A 17,911-nucleotide genomic window follows, 5' to 3' on the forward strand; every position below is an offset into this window, starting at 1 on the left:
CATTGACCGACCCCATCACCCTCCCGAAGCGGCGCGGCGCCGACGTCGCGGCGTTCGACCAGGACCGGGCCGAGGCCGCTGTCCGTGAGCTGCTCGCCGCGATCGGGGAGGACCCCGACCGCGAGGGCCTGCGCGAGACGCCGGCCCGGGTCGCCCGGGCCTACGCCGAGCTGACCGTCGGCCTGCGGATGGACCCCGAGGACGTCCTCACCACCACCTTCGACCTCGGTCACGACGAGATGGTGCTGGTGCGCGACATCGAGCTGTGGTCGATGTGCGAGCACCACCTGGTGCCGTTCACCGGCGTGGCGCACGTGGGCTACATCCCGGCGGAGAGCGGCAAGATCACCGGCCTGTCCAAGCTGGCCCGCCTGGTCGACGTGTACGCGAAGCGCCCGCAGGTCCAGGAGCGGCTGACCACCCAGGTCGCCGACGCGCTGGTGGAGATCCTGGACGCCCGCGGGGTGATCGTGGTGATCGAGGCCGAGCACCTGTGCATGACCATGCGCGGGGTGCGCAAGGCCGGAGCGCGCACGCTGACCTCCGCCGTCCGGGGGCAGATGCGCGACCCCGCCACCCGCGCCGAGGCGATGTCGCTGATCCACAGCCCGCGGCAGTGACGTCGCCTCGATAGCCTCGGCGACCATGAGCACGACATCGGCGGCGCCCTTGGTGATGGGCGTCGTCAACGTCACCCCCGACTCCTTCTCCGACGGCGGCCGGTACGACGACACCGATCGCGCCGTCGCGCACGGCCTGCGGCTGCTGGCCGACGGAGCCGACATCCTCGACGTCGGCGGCGAGTCGACCCGCCCCGGCGCCACCCGGCCGCTGGTCGGGGAGGAGCTGGACCGGGTGGTGCCGGTGATCGCGGGGCTCGTCGCCGCCGGTGCGCGGGTCTCGGTGGACACGATGCGCGCGGAGGTGGCCGAGGCCGCGCTCGCGGCCGGCGCCGAGATCGTCAACGACGTCTCCGGCGGCCTGGCCGACCCCGAGATCCTGGCGGTCACCGCCGCGGCCGGCGCGACGTACGTCGCGATGCACTGGCGCGCCCACAGCGACCGGATGCAGGACTTCGCCCGGTACGACGGCCCCGGTGGTGTGGTGGAGGCGGTTCGCGCCGAGCTCGCCGACCGGGTCGCCGCGATCCGGTCGGCCGGCGTGGCCGCGGAGCGGATCGTCCTCGACCCCGGCCTGGGCTTCGCGAAGCAGCCCGAGCACAACTGGGAGCTGCTGCGCCGGCTGGACCGGCTCGCCGACCTGGGCTTCCCGCTGCTGGTCGGGGCGAGCCGCAAGACCTTCCTGGGCCGCCTGCTGGCCGGGCCCGACGGCGCTCCGCGCCCGACCGGGGAGCGGGAGGCGGCGGGGCTGGCGCTGACCACCCTGCTGGCGGCCGGCGCGGCCGGGGCCCCGGTGTGGTGCGTGCGTGTGCACGCCGTCCGGGACCACCTCGACGCGGTGCGCGTCGCGCGGCACTGGCGGGCCGGTGTCGGCGCCGGATCCGGGGATGGGAAGGTGGAGCCATGACCCCGGCCCCCCTCGACGAGCTGTCGGTGACCGGTATCGAGTGCTGGGGACACCACGGCGTGTTCGCCACGGAGAGGCGCGAGGGACAGCGCTTCGTCATCGATCTGACCCTCGGCGTGGACACCGCGCCGGCGGCCGCCTCGGATGACTTGCGTGACACCGTTGATTACGGAAGCCTCGTCGCCGAAGTGGCGTCGGCGGTCGAGCGCGACCCGGTGGACCTGATCGAGAAGCTGGCCGCGCGGATCGCCGACGTCTGCCTCTTGGACACCCGTGTTGAATGGGCGCGAGTGACCGTGCACAAGCCCGATGCCCCGATCGACCACCCGTTCGGCGACGTCACGTTGACCATCACGCGTACGCGCACCCGCACATCCGCCAGCACCAGCACACGACACCCGGACGAAGCCGGAATGGGAGAGGGCCACTGATGACCGAGACCCCGAATCCGAACATCATCGACGCCGACACGCTGACCGGCGAGATGCGGCCGATCCGGCGGGTGGTGATCGCCCTCGGTTCGAACCTCGGGGACCGTTTCGGCAACCTGCAGGGGGCGGTCTCGGCGCTCGCCGACACCCCGGACGTGTGGCTCACCTCGGTCTCGCCGGTCTACGAGACCGAGCCGGTCGACTCCCCGGCGGACGCGGGCACCTTCCTGAACGCCGTCATCCTCGCGGACACCACGCTGTCCGCCAGCCGCCTGCTCGACCGGGCGCTCGCCGTCGAGGACGCCTTCGACCGGCTGCGCGGCGAGGAGCAGAACGCTCCGCGGACCCTGGACGTGGACCTGATCGTGGTCGGTGACCGTCGCAGCGACAAGCCGTCGCTGATCCTGCCGCACCCGCGCGCCGCCGAGCGTGCGTTCGTGCTCCGGCCCTGGCTGGACCTCGAGCCGGATGCGCACCTGCTGGACCACGGCGCGGTCGCGGACCTCCTGGACAAGGTCGGCACCGACGGCCTGACCCGACGCGACGACCTGGTGCTCGAGTTCGAGTGAGCCCGGAGCCCGGGAACCACCGGGAGGAGAACCGGGAGGAAGGGCCGACCCCTGGCCCGGGGTCGATCCCGCCCACCTCGATCTCCACCCTGCTCGGTTGGGCCGTGGCCGGCGTGGTCGTCGGCTGGGGAGTTCACGCCGTCTGCAGCCGCGTGGGCTGGGTGCCGCCGCTGGTGTCGTGGGCGCAGCCGCTGGCACTGCTGCTGCTGGCCGCCATCCTCGGCTACACCGCCTGGGCCACGCACCGCGCGGTGCAGGTACGCCGCGAGCGCCTGGCCACGCAGCACGCGGTCAACCGGCTGCTGTTGGCCCGTGCCTCCGCGATCGTGGGCGCCTTCGTGGGCGCCGGCTACCTCGGCTACGCGGTGAGCTGGATCGGCGATCCCGCCGAGCTGGCCGACGTCCGTCAGGTGCGCTCGCTGGTCGCCGCCGTCTGTGGGCTGCTGGTGGCGGTGGGCGGGCTGCTGCTGGAGCGCGCGTGCCGGGTCCGCACCGAGGACGACTGAGCCCGGCGACCCCCGGGTCGACCGCGCCCGCTCCCGGAATGCCGCGCTGACCTCGGCAAACGGCTGGGACCGAGTCCCTGGTCACACGGCGCGTCGCCGCGCCTCCGACCCGCGTGGCGCATACGGTGCCAGCATGACTAGACCTGTCGGTTCCCGCCGTCGCCAGCGCTCGGCGCGCGTCCTGGCCGCTGTGGCCCTGCTGGTGCTCGCCGCCGGCGCGGTCACCGGCGGGCTTCTCGCCGGGTCCTGGGCCGCCGCTGCCAGCACCGCCGTGGCCGCGGTGCTGCTCGGCGCCGCCGCCACCAAGATCACCCACTCCGAGCTCCTCGCCACCCGTCGCGACGCGGCCCGCGACCGGGCCGAGCAGGCTCAGGCCTATCGGAAGATGGCCGACGTGCAGGCGCAGGAGAACCTCGAGTTCGTCGCGGGGATGCAGAAGAAGATCGCCCAGCGCGACGCCACCGTCGCCCGCCTGGAGAAGCGCCTCTCGGCCGCTGCCGCCGAGCTCGTCGACGCCCGCCGCCGGCTGGCCGACGCGACCGAACGGGTCGCCGCCGCCGCTCAGCGCGCGAACACCGCCGAGAACGCCTCGGCACAGCTGTCGCTCCGCCTCGAGGAGGCCGAGGAGCGCGCCGCGAACGCCGTCGTCCGGGTCGCCGAGCTGGAGTCCGAGGTCGAGTCGCTCCGCGGCGAGCTCGCCGGCTGGAAGGCGCGGGTCTCCCGTTCGGCCTGAGCCCGCGAGAGCACCGGCCCGGCCTGAGCCCGCGGGAGCTCCCGCGGCGGCTGGGGTCCGAGTTCCCGCGCGGGGCCCCGGCGCCCTAGGATCCTGGGATCGTCACGGTGGGCGTGAGCGCCCCCTCTCGTGGACCCTGGAAGGAACAGCGTTGGCTCGTGCGGGAACCCGAGTCCGCGGCGCGCTGCGAGCGCTCTCGGAGTCGCTGAGGCTTCGCGAGCCGGCGGCGGAGAGGCGGCCCGGCGGACCGCAGGTCACGGTGGTCGTGCCGGTCAGCGACGAGGAGACCACCCGGATCGAGCAGTGCCTGCGGTCGCTGCAGGCGCAGACCCACCGCGCTCTGGACGTCGCCGTGGTGCCCTACGGGCGCCATGAGCGGGTGTCCGCGACGGCCGCTGCGCTCGCGGCCCAGGACGACCGGATCCGCCTGCTCGCCCCGCAGGACTCCCTGGCCTCCGCCCGCAACGCGGGCGTCGAGGCGGCGCTCGCGGAGCTGGTGGTGGTGGGCTCCGGTGGCGACGACTTCCCGCCGCGCGGGATCGCCCGGCTGGTGCGTGCTCATCGCAGCAGCGGCTCGCCGCTGGTCGTGGGGACGATGCGCGAGGCCGGCGTCGCGGGCCACGTCCCCTTCGCGTCGTACCGCGCCGCTCACGAGGAGCACGTCAGCGGCACGGCGCTGGCCGAGCACCCGGTCGCCGTCACCGACCTGCTCCTGGGCAACCGACTCTTCACCGGGCGCCTGTGGCGTGAGTCCGGTGCCCGGTTCACCCCGGAGGTGGCGAGCGGGGCCGACGCGGTGCTGAGCCTGCTCTCCGCCGCGCCCGCCGTCGACCTGCTCACCGAGCCCACCTACCTGCCCACCCGGCGCCGCGACGGCGTGGCCGTCGGGCACACCCCCGACGCGTTCGACCGGCTCGCCGAGTGGCTGGCCGAGTCCGACCGGCTGCGACGCCAGGTCGAGGCGCTCGAGGACCAGGACGTGCTCGCGTGGTGGCTGTGGGGCGTCCTCGACGTCGGCACCGCGCCCTTCCTCGCCGACGTCGAGCGTGCCGACGACGAGCGGTGGGCGCTGCTGCGCGACGGCGTGCGTGCGCTGCTCGAGCGGGCGCGCGACCAGGTCTGGCCCCGGCTGTCGGCCGACGCCCGGGTGCAGCTGTGGCTGCTGCTGAACGACCACCGCGAGCGGTTGGCCGACTACGCGACCCAGCGCCTCTTCACCGGGGGAGACCGGCGGACCGAGGTCCGGGACGGCCGGGTGTGGGCGTTGCTGCCCTTCCACGACGACGCCGACCTGGGGGTGCCCGCGGAGCTCTACGAGATGACCGCGGAGCAGACGCGGCTGCGGGCCACGCTGCGCGACCTGCGCTGGGTGGGCGATGACGAGATCGAGGTGACGGTCACCGCCCACATCGAGCACGTCGGCATGGGCCGGACACCCGAGCTGACGTGCGCCCTGGTCGACCCGGCGGGTGGGCAGCGGGTCGAGCTGGCCGTGCGCCAGTTCCGCGACCTGCGGGCCAACCTGCCCGGCAACCGCTTCCAGGACTACTCCTGGGGAGCGTTCGTCGCGACGGTGCCGGTGGCCGAGCTGCGCCGGCTCTCCCTGCCCGCGATGGCGGACACGGGCGCCGCCGACTGGGCCTTCGAGGTCACGCTGACGACCGATGGCGTGCGTCGCACGGGCCGGATCGGGGAGATCGACGACTTCGGGGGCGCCGGCTACCTGGGCCAGGCGCCACTGGCGCCACGGTCCTCCGGTGACGACCTGGTGACGCTCGCCGGCCGCTCCCGCCCGACCGGCCTCGTGGTGTGCCCCGACCCGCTCCCGCGGCTGCTGGAGCTCCGGGTCGAGGGGCGGGTCGTGACCGGCACGCTCGACCCCCGCGGCAACCCCGCGGCGACGGTGAGCGCCACCGTCGGCGGCCCGGCCGGGACGCGGTGCGTGGCGGAGGTCGCCCTGCAGGCGCCGGACCGCGCCGTCTTCCGGCTCGAGCTTCCGGGGGCGCCCGCCGGCGGGTCGCTCTGGAGCCTCCTGCTGCACGGCCCCGACCCGGACGCCCGCGGCCGGCGGCTGCGCTGGCCTGCCGTCGACGACCTCTGGCTCGGGGTGGGCGAGGGCGGCGTCGTCGGCGCCCGCCAGCCCGACGGATGCGTGTCGCTGCTCGAGGCGGCCGACCTGCTGGTCGTGGACGAGGTCGTGGTCGACGAGGAGTCCGTCACGGCGACCTGCCGGTGGCTGGCCGCGGAGCCGCCGGAGGCGGTCGACGTCGAGCTCGTCGGCGCCGTTCGCCTGCCCGGCGCGCTGACGCAGGTCGACGGCGGCCTCCGGGTCGACTTCTCGCTGCTGTCCGACCGGTGGGGTCTCGGTGCCGCGCCGGTGGCGCCCGGGCCCTACCGGATCGAGGTTCGCACCGCTCGCGGCGACGTCGAGCCGCTCCTCGGCGAGCGGGCGATCGCCCGGCTGCACGGATTCGACGTCGGCACGAGGTTCACCTCCGGACTGCGTCGGACGGCCGAGGGCTGGCAGCTGGGCCTGAACCGCGCGCTCGCCGACGACGAGCGCGGCGGCTTCGCCCAGCAGTCCCTCCAGGACTGGTACGCCGCGACCGACTTCCCCCTCGAGGACGCCGTCTACCTGCAGTCCTATGCCGGGGCGTCCGCGACCGACAGCCAGCTGGCGCTGCACCACGAGCTGCGCCGCACCCGCCCCGACCTCACCCTCTACTGGGGCGTCCACTCGTCCGCGTCGTGGGTCCCGGAGGGCGGCGTACCGGTGCTGATGGGCTCGCGCGAGTGGTACCGGGTGCTGGGCTCGGTGCGCTACCTCTGCCTGAACATCGACCCCGACCGCTGGTTCCGGCGCAAGCCGGGCCAGCGACTGCTGCAGACCTTCCACGGGTACCCGGCCAAGTCGATGGGCCTGCGGATGTGGCGCGCCAAGCAGAACACCCCGCGCCGGATCGCGCTGGAGCTGGAGCGGACCTCGGGCACCTGGGACCTGATCCTCACCCCGGCCCCGGAGATGGACGAGCACTACCGCCGGGAGTACGCCTACGAGGGGCCGATCCACAGCCATGGCTACCCCCGCGACGACGAGCTGGTCGGACCGGACGCGGAGCGGCTGCGCGAGGAGACCCGCCGCCGCCTCGGCATCTCGCCCGAGCAGAAGGTGATCCTCTACGCGCCGACGTGGCGCGACGACCTGGCGACCAACTGGCGGCGGGCCGAGATCGTCTCGCACCTGGACCTGGAGAGCGCGAGCCGCGCCCTCGGACCCGACTACGTCCTGCTGATGCGCGGGCACCGGTTCCACGCGGGCGCCGTCCGGCGTCCGGGCGCGCCGGGCGCGCAGATCCTCGACGTCACCGACTACCCGGAGATCAACCACCTCATCCTGGCCGCCGACGCCGCGGTCCTTGACTACTCCTCGCTCCGGTTCGACTTCGCCCTCACCCGCCGGCCGATGGTCTTCCTCGTCCCCGACCTGGACACCTACGTCGGAGACGTCCGCGGCTTCCTCTTCGACTACCGCGACTCGGCGCCCGGTCCGCTGGTGGACACCGCTGACGAGGCGGTCGAGCTGCTCCGGGACCTGCCGGCACTGGCTGAGCGCTCGGCCCCGGAGCTGGACCGGTTCCACCGCACCTACAACTACCTGCAGACCGGGGACTCGGCTCGCCGGGTGGCCGAGGCCTTCGTGGGCGGGTCGGCGGACTGATGCGCGCCGTCGTGCTCCCTTCGGGGCTGCCGGGCGTCAACGAGTTCTCGCACGCTGGTTGGTGGGCTGGCCGCGCCGGTGCGCGGGTCGCCGCCGTTCAGGTCGACGGGGGCACCCGGGTGACCGGGGAGGCCCTGCGCGGCGCCGACCCTGACGACGGGGAGCGGGTGCTGCTGGTGGCGGCACCGGTGGTCGACTGGCTGCCCGCGGGCGGCCTCGCGGAGCGGATGGTCTCGCTGCACGCCTGGCGCGACGGCGTCCTCGCGCTCGCCGAATCCCACCCCGCGGCGAGCACCGTGCTCTTCTGCTGGCCCGATCCGCCGCGCGAGGCCGCGCAGGTGGTGGCGATGGCCATCGGCGAGCGGCCCCTGCTCGACGTCGGCGCCGCCGTCGAGCACAGCGCCGACGACCCGGTGCTCGAGGACCTGCTGCCGGGCAGCTCGACCGGCGGCCCCGCCGGCCCCGCCGGCGCCGGAGGGTCAGGGGCCCTGGGCGCCTTCGCTGCCGGCCTCGCGGCGGCGCGCACCACCGGCCGCCCGCCGACCTGGATCACCGCCGCGGCGGCCGCCGGCGACGCCGCCGACGTGCTCGCCCGCGGACTGGCGTCGGCCGATGCGCCGGCCGAGGAGCTGGCGGACGCCCCCGCGCTGCGCGCCGAGTCGCGCCGGGTTCAGAACGCCCTGATCGACGCCGGGATCCGGCTGCACGGCCGCCGCGACCTGCTGCTCTGGCCGGTGCCGCCGGTGGCGGGCCGGGTGCCGCTGGACCTGGCCGTGGAGTGCGCGGCCGAGGTCCTGCGGGGACAGGTGGAACGACCCGCCGCCGTCCCGGGCGACGGTGCCGTCGAAGACCACCCCCGAGGGTGGGCCCGATGAACGACCTCGCGCTCCCCGACGGCTCGATCCTGTTCCACATCGGCCCGCACAAGACCGGGACCACCGCGATCCAGCGCGCGCTCTGGGACAGCCGGGCGACCCTGACCGGGCTCGGCGTCGAGTACCCGGGAAGCAGCACGCACGAGATGGCACCGGCCACCGCCGTGGCCACGGACCGGGTCGACCCCGGCAGGGACCTCGCCGTGCACCGCGCCGAGTGGCTCCGGATGGTGGCCGAGCTGCACGACCGGCGGCCGAGGGTGGGCGTCATCAGCAGCGAGTTCTACTCCGAGGCCGGCGACGAGCGGACCGGCTGGCTGCTGGACCGGCTCGGGCCGGGCGCGCACGTCGTCATCACGCTGCGGCCGCTCGCCCGGATCATCGGCTCGCAGTGGCAGCAGTACGTCCAGAACAAGCTCGCCGCGCCCTACGAGCGGTGGCTGGAGGTCACGCTGGGCGACCTCGACGGCCCCCAGCTCACCCCGACCTTCTGGGGCCGGCACCGCCACGACCTCCTGGTGCGGCGATGGGTGGCCGCGGCGGGTGCGGACCGGGTCACCGTCGTCGTCGTGGACGACCGGGACCCCGGGGTCCTGCTCGGCGGCTTCGAGCGCCTGCTCGACGTCCCGCCGGGCACGCTCGTCCCCAGCGGCGACCGGGCCAACCGGTCGCTGACCCTCGAGGAGGCCGAGCTGATGCGCGCCTTCAACGGCCTGCGCAGGCGGGAGGCCTGGGACGACGTCGACTACGACCGGTTCGTCCGGTTCGGGGCCGCGCGCGCGGTCCAGGCCCGGCCGCCGACCGCGGGGGACCACAAGCTGCGGACGCCCGAGTGGGCGGTGCGCCGGGCGCTGGAGATCGGCGCCGGCTTCGCCCGGGAGATCGAGGCGTCCGGCGCGCGCGTCGTCGGCTCGCTCGACCTGCTCGGGGACCCCGCGCTGGCGCCGGAGACCGGGGAGAACGAGCAGGTCGAGGGGGTGGACCCAGCCGTGCTGGGCGCCCTGGTGGCGGGCCTCGTCAACGGGATGACCGGCGTCCGCGGCGTGCAGAGCCCACGTCCGGGGGCCGGCGTCGCCGAGCAGCGGGTGTGGTCCCGGCATCGCGCCGTCGTGCTGGCCTCCGCCGCGTCGAGCCCGGCGCCCGCCGCCGAGGGGCCGGCCTGGCGGAGGAGGGCTCGGCGCCTGGCCCGGCGGGTGCGGGACAGGCTTCCCGGTGCGGCACCGCGGCACCCCAGCGGATAGCCTGTCGGACCGGGTCGCTGGCCGAGCGGCCAAGGCTCGGAAAGGTTGATGCCGGCATGTCCGCAGAAGTGAAGAACGTCGCTGTGCTCCTCGCAGGAGGGGTGGGCAGCCGCGTCGGCCTCGACATCCCCAAGCAGCTGATCAAGGTGGCCGGGAAGACCCTGCTCGAGCACACCCTGGTCACCCTCCACGACCACCCGGACGTGCACGAGGTCGTCGTGATGATGGCGCCGGGCCACCTGGACGCGGTCCGCCAGATCACCCGGAGCGGCGCCTACCCGAAGGTGACCGGGATCCTCGAGGGCGGCGAGACCCGCAACGACACCACGCTGCGCGCGATCGAGCACCTGCACGCCACGGCCGGCGGCGCTGAGGTCCGGATCCTGCTGCACGACGCGGTGCGACCGCTGGTCACCCCGCGGATCATCGGGGAGTGCTTCGCCGCGCTGGAGGAGTACCCGGCCGTCGACGTGGCGATCCCCTCGGCCGACACGATCATCGAGGTCGACGGCGCCGACACGATCAGCAACATCCCCCCGCGCGCGTCGCTGCGCCGGGGCCAGACCCCGCAGGCCTTCCGGCTCGAGGTGCTCGCGCGCGCCTACGAGCTGGCCGGCCAGGACCCGGACTTCGCGGCCACCGACGACTGCAGCGTCGTCCTGCGCTACCTGCCCGACGAGCCGATCATCGTGGTGCGGGGCGACGACCGGAACATGAAGGTCACCGAGCCGATCGACGTCTTCATCGCCGACAAGCTCTTCCAGCTGACCGGCATCGACCTGCCGCGCACCCGGACCGAGGAGGGCTACCGCGAGGCGCTGGCCGGCAAGACGGTGGTCGTCTTCGGCGGCAGCTACGGCATCGGCGCCGACATCGCGGAGGTGGCGGCCTCCTACGGCGCGCACGTGATCACGTTCAGCCGGTCGACCACGAACACGGACGTCGGTCGCCGAGCGGATGTCGCGGCTGCCGCGAAGAAGGCGCTCGAGGTCACCGGCTCGGTCGACTTCGTGGTCAACACCGCCGGGGTGCTGCCGCGCGGCGAGCTGAGCGAGACCAGCGAGGAGACGATCTACAGCGCCACCGAGATCAACTACCTGGGGCCGATCTTCATCGCTCAGGAGTTCTTCCCGCACCTGGCGGCGACCGGCGGCTCGCTCCTGCTGTTCACCTCGAGCTCCTACACCCGGGGCCGCTCCGGCTACGCGCTCTACTCCTCGGCGAAGGCGGCCACGGTCAACCTGACCCAGGCGCTGGCCGACGAGTGGGCCGACGCCGGGGTCCGGGTCAACTGCATCAACCCGGAGCGGACCGCCACCCCGATGCGTACGCGCGCCTTCGGCCAGGAGGCGCCCGGCACGCTGCTCGACTCCCCGACGGTGGCGCGCACGTCGATCGACGTCCTGGTCTCCGAGCAGTCCGGCCACGTCTACGACGTCCGCAGGGACGACCCGTTCGGCCTCTGACCGGGCCGGGCGGTCGACGCTGCCGTGGACCGCATCCTCTAGACTGACGCGGACATGAGCACGTGGACGAGGACGACGGTGGGGCGCCGACTCGGGCGCCTGCTCCGCGGGGAGGCACCGTCCCCGCCGACCACGCAGGCCAAGCCGGCCGCACCGCGGGACGGGGTCGCCGACGTCGTCGCCGACCACCTCGACGGGCGCACCGAGGCCGTCGTCGTGCTGCTGGGCAGCAACCGTCCCCAGCTGCTGCAGCGGCTGCGGACGCTCGGGCCCGGCTGGACCGTCCTCGAGGTCGACGACACCGATGAGCGCGCCTGTCACCTCGAGCTGACCCTGGCCGGTCCCGTCGACGTCGTGGTCGACCGCGCCCAGCCGGCCGGGCGCCTGGTGCGGTTCCGCGACGTGTTCTTCCACGTGCGTGCCGGTGGCGTCTACGTGGTGCCCGGTGGCGGGACCGAGCTCGGTCCCGAGCCGGGGGGCCTGGGGCGGCACCTGGCGAGCGCCGCCGCGCTGGAGGCGGAGCCGCTCCGCGCCCCGCGGGAGGGGACGCGCAGGGTTCCGGAGAACATCGCGCTCGCCATCCGGATGCACGTGCAGGCCCGCACCGTGGGCCGGCACCTCGTCCTGAGCCACGACCTCCCGGACGTCCTCTCCAAGCTCGACGAGGACGAGGCCGACGCCTACCTGGAGCGGCTCGGCGGGCCGCACCGCGTGCTCCTCGAGATCCCCGCGGAGACGCCGCCCGACGCTCGGGTGATCACCGAGGGGCCGGGAACCCGTGCCCGGGACATGGCCGCGCCGATCACCCAGGCGGCGATCCGGTTGCGGGACTACCGCGACGTGGTCGTCGACGTCGAGCAGCTCGTGCTCACCGACCGGGTCGTGCTCCCCGACAGCTACCGGCACAACCAGTACGCGCGGCTGGTCAACCGCGGGATCATCGACGTCTCGCCGCGCCTGGGGGTTCCGGTCCGCCCGGTCCCCGACGACCTGCCGCTGCTCGAGGGCACCTACCTGCACCTCGACAACGAGATCCGCGGCCACTTCGGGCACACGCTGACCGAGGTCCTGTCCCGGATGTGGAGCTGGTCGGCCGCGCTGGAGATCGACCCCGACGTCAAGGTCCTGATGACCGCTGCCCGGGTGCGGCCGGAGCTGGCGGAGTGGGAGCTGGACTTCTACGAGACCTGTGGCATCCCGCGCGACCGGATCCTCAAGCTGGACGGTGCCGCCCGGGTCGAGCGGCTGCTCTCGGGCAGTCCGATGTTCTCGAACCCGCAGTTCGTGCACCCGCGCATCCTCGAGACCTGGGATCGGGTCGGGGACACGCTGGCGGCCCGCGCCAGCGACCGGGAGTGGCCGAGCCGGATCTTCATCGGGCGTCGGCTCGCCAAGCGGGCCTGCCTCAACGCCGAGGAGGTCGAGGCGGTCTTCGCCGAGTACGGCTTCGAGGTCGTCTACCCCGAGGACCTGCCGCTCGGCGACCAGGTGGCGATGTTCCGAGCCGCCGACGTGGTGGCCGGGTACGCCGGCAGCGGGATGTTCCACATCGCCTTCGTGCCCCACCCGCTGCGCGTGATCCAGATCAGCTCCGACGGGTACACGCCGCGCAACGAGGTGCTGATGTCCGCGCTGCGCGGCCACCGGATCGACGCGGTGGTCAGCGCGGCGCAGGCCGCCGGCGTCCAGGCGGACTTCGCCGTCGACCTGGAGCGCGAGGGCCCCTACCTGCGCTCGGTGCTCGAGGCGCTCTGAGCGGGACGCTCAGTAGCCGAAGGTGCGGAAGTCCTCGGCGTAGAAGTCGCGCAGCCGCTCCTCCAGCGCCGGGCTCACCTCGACCGCGCTGCTCGGGATCCCGACGTGCTTCGTGCTGTCCTGGCCGCGGTTCACGTCGCGCTCCAGCGTGACGCCGAGCGCGGCCTCCACGCCCGCGACGGCCTGTTCCATCCCGTCCTCCAGTCGGAAGACGCGAACGTCGTCGACGAGGAACTCGTGCTGGGGGCGCAGGTGGTTGTCGAGCACGTAGGGGTTCGCGGCGTACTGCTCGAACGCCCGGTCGGCCCACGCCTCGACCGAGGCGGCGTCGGTGCGCGGGTCCTTGCGGTTGCGCATCATGTACTCCGAGCGGAACCGGGCGATCGGGTCGCGCACCACCGTGAACCGCAGGTCAAACTGCGGGAGGTCGAGCATCTCGCGCAGCAGCGCGCCGTGGTAGTGCTGCATCGAGCAGCGTCGCAGCGGCATGAGGCGCGGCTCGGTCTTCGCCGTGTTGTAGAACCGCATCTTCCAGCCCGTCGCCGAGAACATCCTCTCCATCGTGGTGCCACCGGACTTGGGGATGTGGACGAACAGCACGCTCTGCTGGGCGGAGAGGAACACCGGCATGCTCGGAGAATAGCCGCCGCCGCGCCGGGGCGATCCAGCGGCTCGGGCACCGCCGCGGCCGCGCTCAGCGTCGGGCGACCACCCGCGCCAGGACCGGGTCCTCGCCCTGGTACGGCGACAGCCCGGTGCCCTCCTCGAAGTGCAGGACCGGCCACCCGCGTCGATGCAGGTCGGCCACCAGCTCCTCGGCGTTCTGGAAGCGTCGGTAGTGCCGGCCGTGCACCTTCTCGCGGTCCGCGTCCTTGTCGGTGCGGAACTCCGCCGCGAACATGTCGCCGGGCCGGCTGCAGGCGCCGATGGCGTCCAGCAGCGTCTCCTGCGCCTCGGGGTGGATCGCGTGCAGGAAGAAGCGGAGGTAGAAGACCACCGGCTCGTCCTGCTCGCGGACCTTGTCCAGGTGCGCGCTCAGGGCGTCGCGGTCGCCGACGTCGCAGGTCGCGAACTCCGCGTCGGCCAGGCCCAGGGCGGCGGCGCGTCCGGCCGCGTGCTCGATGCCCACCGGGGACTGGTCCAGGCCGAGCACCCGGCGCCCGGCCGCACCGAAGGCGCAGGCGTCGCGCCCGTCGCCGCAGCCGATGTCGATCACGGTCGTCGGCAGGTCGGGGAAGCGCTCGACGAACGAGAAGAAGGTCGATCCCTCGGTGTACTCGGTCCGGGCGTAGAAGTTCGCCCAGTAGACCTTGGTCCTCTGCTCCGCGGTGAAGGCGCCGTCGGTCGCGGCATCGGTGCGGTCCAGCGACCAGTTGAAGCCGGGCTTCGGCAGCCGCCAGTCGTCGCCGTACAGGTGGCGGATCGTCTCCTCGGCGGCGACCGGGACGAGCACGTTCGCGCCGGCGAAGGAGCGCTCCTCGGTGCCCTGCCAGTCGTGCGCGGTGAGCGTGGTGGTGCCGGCGACACCGAACGGGAACCGCCAGCGCGCGCCGAGCTCCTCCGGCTCGCAGTAGGTGTGGAAGATGTCGATCCGGCTCTCGGGCTTGTCCGGCAGGGCGACGTGCAGGCAGGCCACCATCACCTCGACCTCGTAGCCCGCCTCGACCAGTGCCAGCCCGATCTCGACCAGCTCCTCGGCGGCCGCCTGGCCGGTGGTGTGCCGGGAGCGGTACGCCGCGTCGAAGTCGACGTCGTGGCCGATGAATCCGTCGTCGCGCACGGCGCCCAGCAGGGTCCCGTAGATCACGAAGAGGTCCAGGTCGAACCGGTCGGCCAGGAACGACCGGACCCGGCCGTAGAGGTCGAGGGTGTCGGCCTGCCACGCGGTGTCCAGCTTCTTGGACAGCGCGATGTCGCCGTGCTGGGTCAGCACGTGGCCGCTGTCGAGAATCTCGCGCAGGTCGGCCGGCTTCAGCTCGCCGGCCCGGGGCGGCGAGAGGTACATGCCGTGCCCGACGATCGGCAGCGGGGCGCCGTCCACGCGCACCGTGATCCGGTTGCGGGGGTTGACGAAGCGCCAGATCCCGCGCACGCGGAAGGAGAACACGCGCACCTGGTGGGCGCTGTTGCGGCGGTGGTCGCGGCGGCTCGGGATGCTCTGCGGCATCTGGGGCACGTCGCGGCCGGCCTCGCGCCCCGGCTGGTGGCTGACCCCGACCATCGGCACGTCGGGGGTGGCGTACGTCGAGGCGATCCGGGTGGGGCCGACGTGGAGGTCGACCCGGGTCGGTGCCGCGGAGTCGGGCACCGAGACCCAGCCGAGGACGAGGCGGCGGCTGAACAGCTCCACCACGCCGGGCACGGGCTCGGCCGGGGGAGGGGAGGCCGGGCTGCTGGCGGGGGTCGGGCTGGCGGCAGCGGCCGGGTGGGGCCGCTTCAGCACGCGACGGATCCGTCGGCGCATGGTCATGGAGGCTCTCCTGTGTCGATGAGGCCCTCCAGGCCGGGCGGCCTCGACAGCCGATGCTATGCGACCGGCCGCTCGGTCGGCCGCGCAGTCCTCCCGTGCACCCCACCGCGCCCGGATGTGACGTACGCCACCAGGCGGAGCGGTTTTGCGGGTCTCGGAGCCCGGCGTACCGTGGTCACCGCGCGGCGGGACCGTCGCGCACGAGCACAACGTCCGGTACCCACACCGGCCCTCGCGCTGCGGGGGTGGTCGGCGGGACGGGAACGAAAGGTTCACCGATGACCCACCTGCTCCGGGTGGGCGTCGTCGGCGCGGGTCGCGTCGGCGCCGTCCTTGCCGCCCGCCTGCGCGCGCACGACGACTTCGAGGTCGTCGCGGTCGCCGCAGCCTCCGAGGTCTCCCTGGCCCGCGCCGCGGACCTGCTCCCCGGCGTTCCGGTGGAGAAGCCGAGCGCGGTGGCCCGTGCCTGTGACGTCCTGCTGCTCACCGTGCCCGACGACATGCTCGCCAACGTGGTCCGGGTGCTCGCCGACAGCGGCGCCCTGCGCGAGGGGCAGTACGTCGTGCACACCTCCGGTCGGCACGGCCTGGCCGTGCTGGACCCGGCGGCGGACGTCGGCGCCCGGGTGCTCGCGCTGCACCCCGCGATGACCTTCACCGGCACCGCGCTCGACCTCGACCGGCTCTCCGGATGCGTCTTCGGCGCGACCGCCGGACGCTCCGAGCGGCGCACCGCCGAACGACTGGTCGACGCGCTCGGCGGCCGCGTGATGTGGGTGCCCGAGGAGATGCGCACCCTCTACCACGCGGGCCTGGCCCACGGCGCGAACCACCTGGTCACCCTGGTCACCGAGGCCATGGAGATCCTTCGCGCGGCGGGCGCCGACGACCCGGCCGGCACGCTGCGCCCGCTGCTCACCGCGGCGCTCGACAACGCGCTGCAGCACGGCGACGCGGCCCTGACCGGCCCGATCGTGCGCGGCGACGTGGGTACCGTCGAGGCCCACCTGCGGGACCTGACCGCCAACGCGGCGCACACCGTGCCGTCGTACGTCGCCATGGCCCGCGCCACCCTGGACCGGGCCGCGGCCGACGGCAGGCTGCTGCCGCTGCGCGCGGTCAAGATGGTCCGGGTCCTCGACGAGGCCGTCGCCGAGCGGACCCCCGAGGACCGCACCGAGACCCCGTGGGGCGGCCCGGCGTGACCCTGCCGGACCTGCCGACCCTGGTCGACACCCGCGCGGAGCTGGCGGCGTACCTCGAGGCTGCTCGCGGCCGCGGCCGGGTCGGCTTCGTGCCGACGATGGGCGCGCTCCACGAGGGCCACGCCAGCCTGATGCGCACGGCACGCGATCGCGTCGGTCGCGGGCCGGTGGTGGTCTCGATCTTCGTCAACCCGCTGCAGTTCGGCGCCGGTGAGGACCTGGACCGCTACCCCCGCACCCTGGACGCCGACCTGGAGGTCTGTGGCCGGGAGGGCGTCGACGTCGTCTTCGCCCCCGCGGTGACCGAGGTCTACCCCTCCTGGCCCGCGCAGCCTCAGGTCACGGTCGCGCCGGGGCCGCTGGCCGACGTGCTGGAGGGGCGGACCCGGCCGGGCCACTTCGCCGGCGTGCTGACCGTCGTCGCCAAGCTCTTCGGCCTGGTCCGGCCCGACGTGGCGGTCTTCGGCCAGAAGGACTACCAGCAGCTGGCCCTGATCCGTCAGATGACCGCCGACCTGTGCCTCGGCGTCGAGGTGGTCGGCGCCGAGACGTGCCGCGACCCCGACGGGCTGGCCCTGTCCAGCCGCAACCGCTACCTCTCCGCGGACGAGCGGGCCAGCGCCCTGGCGTTGAGCCGGGCGCTGTGCGCCGCGCAGGGGGCCGCCGCCGACGGGTCCGAGGCCGCCCGCGCCGCGGCCGTCGCCGTCCTCGCCGAGGCGTCCGGCGTCGACCTGGACTACCTCGCCGTCACCGCGCCCGACCTGGGCGACCTCGCCCCGGGGGCCACCGGTGAGGCGCGTGTGCTGGTCGCCGCGCGGGTCGGCACGACCCGGCTGATCGACAACCTCCCGCTGACACTCGGGCCGAGCGGGAGCGCCCCCTCCGGAGAGGACCACTGATGCTGCGCACGATGATGACGAGCAAGATCCACCGGGCCACCGTGACCCAGGCCGACCTGCACTACGTCGGCTCGGTCACCGTCGACGAGGACCTCCTCGACGCCGCCGACCTGCTCCCCGGGGAGCTGGTGCACATCGTCGACATCACCAACGGCGCCCGGCTGGAGACCTACACGATCGCCGGCGAGCGCGGCTCGGGCGTGATCGGCATCAACGGTGCCGCCGCGCACCTGGTGCACCCGGGCGACCTGGTGATCCTGATCGGCTACGGCCAGATGAGCACCGAGGAGGCCCGTGCGCACCGGCCGCACGTGGTCTTCGTCGATGCCGAGAACCGGATCGTCGGCACCGGTGGGGACGCCGCGGAGACCTTCGCCGACCCCGCGCTGGTGCGCGGGGACCTCGCCGCCGCACACTGAGCCGGCCCGAGCCGGTCTCGCCGACCGCCCGCCGGCGGGCCCCACCGCACGGCGCTGGGCGATACTGGCTGGTCGAAGACGTCGGCCCCCGCCGACC

16 protein-coding genes are annotated in these 17,911 nt (G+C 74.2%); 14 read left to right on the plus strand and 2 right to left on the minus strand.

Going from position 1 to position 17,911, the window contains the following annotated elements; genetic code table 11:
- Positions 1-14 precede the first annotated feature (14 nt).
- The 11 genes from folE (at position 15) to E8D34_RS01640 (ending at position 12,821) form a co-directional block, all read left to right on the plus strand.
- On the plus strand, positions 15-620 hold the full coding sequence (gene folE / locus E8D34_RS01590) for a GTP cyclohydrolase I FolE (RefSeq protein ID WP_206056511.1): 606 nt from the start codon (positions 15-17) through the stop codon (positions 618-620).
- A 25-nt stretch (positions 621-645) separates the two neighbouring features.
- The gene (gene folP / locus E8D34_RS01595) at positions 646-1,527 is read left to right on the plus strand and encodes a dihydropteroate synthase (protein WP_240771031.1); all 882 of its coding nucleotides are present in this window, start codon (positions 646-648) and stop codon (positions 1,525-1,527) included.
- On the plus strand, positions 1,524-1,958 hold the full coding sequence (folB, locus tag E8D34_RS01600) for a dihydroneopterin aldolase (protein ID WP_136592801.1): 435 nt from the start codon (positions 1,524-1,526) through the stop codon (positions 1,956-1,958). Before folP ends, folB begins: the two co-directional genes overlap by 4 nt.
- Complete coding sequence (gene folK, locus E8D34_RS01605; protein ID WP_136592802.1) at positions 1,958-2,527, plus strand: 2-amino-4-hydroxy-6-hydroxymethyldihydropteridine diphosphokinase; 570 nt, start codon at positions 1,958-1,960, stop codon at positions 2,525-2,527. The genes folB and folK overlap by 1 nt, the downstream gene beginning before the upstream one ends.
- Positions 2,524-3,033 carry a DUF3180 family protein gene (locus tag E8D34_RS01610; protein ID WP_136592803.1) on the plus strand — a complete coding sequence of 170 codons (510 nt, stop codon included), beginning with the start codon at positions 2,524-2,526 and terminating at the stop codon, positions 3,031-3,033. Before folK ends, E8D34_RS01610 begins: the two co-directional genes overlap by 4 nt.
- A 133-nt stretch (positions 3,034-3,166) precedes the next feature.
- A complete protein-coding gene (locus tag E8D34_RS01615) occupies positions 3,167-3,766 on the plus strand; it encodes a hypothetical protein (protein WP_136592804.1) in 600 nt (199 codons plus the stop codon).
- A 151-nt stretch (positions 3,767-3,917) separates the two neighbouring features.
- Positions 3,918-7,484: a CDP-glycerol glycerophosphotransferase family protein gene (locus E8D34_RS01620; RefSeq protein WP_136592805.1), complete on the plus strand. Its 3,567-nt coding sequence runs from the start codon at positions 3,918-3,920 to the stop codon at positions 7,482-7,484.
- Entirely contained in the window at positions 7,484-8,359 is an 876-nt protein-coding gene (locus tag E8D34_RS01625; protein WP_136592806.1) for a hypothetical protein, read from the plus strand. Before E8D34_RS01620 ends, E8D34_RS01625 begins: the two co-directional genes overlap by 1 nt.
- Positions 8,356-9,600, plus strand: a complete 1,245-nt coding sequence (locus E8D34_RS01630) for a hypothetical protein (protein ID WP_136592807.1) — start codon at positions 8,356-8,358, stop codon at positions 9,598-9,600. The genes E8D34_RS01625 and E8D34_RS01630 overlap by 4 nt, the downstream gene beginning before the upstream one ends.
- A 56-nt stretch (positions 9,601-9,656) precedes the next feature.
- Positions 9,657-11,066 (plus strand): bifunctional cytidylyltransferase/SDR family oxidoreductase, encoded by a 1,410-nt coding sequence (locus E8D34_RS01635; protein WP_136592808.1) that lies wholly within the window; start codon positions 9,657-9,659, stop codon positions 11,064-11,066.
- Positions 11,067-11,120: 54 nt separating this feature from the next.
- Complete coding sequence (locus E8D34_RS01640; protein WP_136592809.1) at positions 11,121-12,821, plus strand: glycosyltransferase family 61 protein; 1,701 nt, start codon at positions 11,121-11,123, stop codon at positions 12,819-12,821.
- A 9-nt stretch (positions 12,822-12,830) separates the two neighbouring features.
- Here the strand turns inward: E8D34_RS01640 and E8D34_RS01645 are convergent, their stop codons facing one another.
- Together E8D34_RS01645 and E8D34_RS01650 are read right to left on the minus strand one after the other, a co-directional pair.
- Positions 12,831-13,451, minus strand: coding sequence for a sulfotransferase family 2 domain-containing protein (locus tag E8D34_RS01645; protein ID WP_136592810.1), 621 nt, complete (start codon positions 13,449-13,451; stop codon positions 12,831-12,833).
- 64 nt (positions 13,452-13,515) lie between these two features.
- On the minus strand, positions 13,516-15,291 hold the full coding sequence (locus E8D34_RS01650; RefSeq protein ID WP_136592811.1) for a class I SAM-dependent methyltransferase: 1,776 nt from the start codon (positions 15,289-15,291) through the stop codon (positions 13,516-13,518).
- 278 nt (positions 15,292-15,569) lie between these two features.
- Between E8D34_RS01650 and E8D34_RS01655 the strand changes: the two genes are divergently transcribed.
- From E8D34_RS01655 to panD, 3 genes are read left to right on the plus strand one after another with little or no spacing between them, the layout of a single operon-like run.
- Positions 15,570-16,496: a Rossmann-like and DUF2520 domain-containing protein gene (locus E8D34_RS01655; protein ID WP_136592812.1), complete on the plus strand. Its 927-nt coding sequence runs from the start codon at positions 15,570-15,572 to the stop codon at positions 16,494-16,496.
- Positions 16,493-17,395 (plus strand): pantoate--beta-alanine ligase, encoded by a 903-nt coding sequence (gene panC, locus E8D34_RS01660; RefSeq protein ID WP_240771032.1) that lies wholly within the window; start codon positions 16,493-16,495, stop codon positions 17,393-17,395. The genes E8D34_RS01655 and panC overlap by 4 nt, the downstream gene beginning before the upstream one ends.
- Entirely contained in the window at positions 17,395-17,814 is a 420-nt protein-coding gene (gene panD / locus E8D34_RS01665) for an aspartate 1-decarboxylase (RefSeq protein ID WP_136592813.1), read from the plus strand. Before panC ends, panD begins: the two co-directional genes overlap by 1 nt.
- Positions 17,815-17,911: the final 97 nt, after the last annotated feature.

The organism is Nocardioides sp. GY 10113 (assembly GCF_004919105.1).
Classification (GTDB): domain Bacteria; phylum Actinomycetota; class Actinomycetes; order Propionibacteriales; family Nocardioidaceae; genus Nocardioides.

Coding starts and splice junctions, on each gene's coding strand:
- folP (WP_240771031.1), top strand. CDS start 646: ATGAGCACGACATCGGCGGCGCCCTTGGTGATGGGCGTCGTCAACGTC.
- folB (WP_136592801.1), top strand. CDS start 1,524: ATGACCCCGGCCCCCCTCGACGAGCTGTCGGTGACCGGTATCGAGTGC.
- folK (WP_136592802.1), top strand. CDS start 1,958: ATGACCGAGACCCCGAATCCGAACATCATCGACGCCGACACGCTGACC.
- E8D34_RS01615 (WP_136592804.1), top strand. CDS start 3,167: ATGACTAGACCTGTCGGTTCCCGCCGTCGCCAGCGCTCGGCGCGCGTC.
- E8D34_RS01625 (WP_136592806.1), top strand. CDS start 7,484: ATGCGCGCCGTCGTGCTCCCTTCGGGGCTGCCGGGCGTCAACGAGTTC.
- E8D34_RS01630 (WP_136592807.1), top strand. CDS start 8,356: ATGAACGACCTCGCGCTCCCCGACGGCTCGATCCTGTTCCACATCGGC.
- E8D34_RS01635 (WP_136592808.1), top strand. CDS start 9,657: ATGTCCGCAGAAGTGAAGAACGTCGCTGTGCTCCTCGCAGGAGGGGTG.
- E8D34_RS01640 (WP_136592809.1), top strand. CDS start 11,121: ATGAGCACGTGGACGAGGACGACGGTGGGGCGCCGACTCGGGCGCCTG.
- E8D34_RS01645 (WP_136592810.1), bottom strand. CDS start 13,451: ATGCCGGTGTTCCTCTCCGCCCAGCAGAGCGTGCTGTTCGTCCACATC.
- E8D34_RS01650 (WP_136592811.1), bottom strand. CDS start 15,291: ATGACCATGCGCCGACGGATCCGTCGCGTGCTGAAGCGGCCCCACCCG.
- E8D34_RS01655 (WP_136592812.1), top strand. CDS start 15,570: ATGACCCACCTGCTCCGGGTGGGCGTCGTCGGCGCGGGTCGCGTCGGC.
- panD (WP_136592813.1), top strand. CDS start 17,395: ATGCTGCGCACGATGATGACGAGCAAGATCCACCGGGCCACCGTGACC.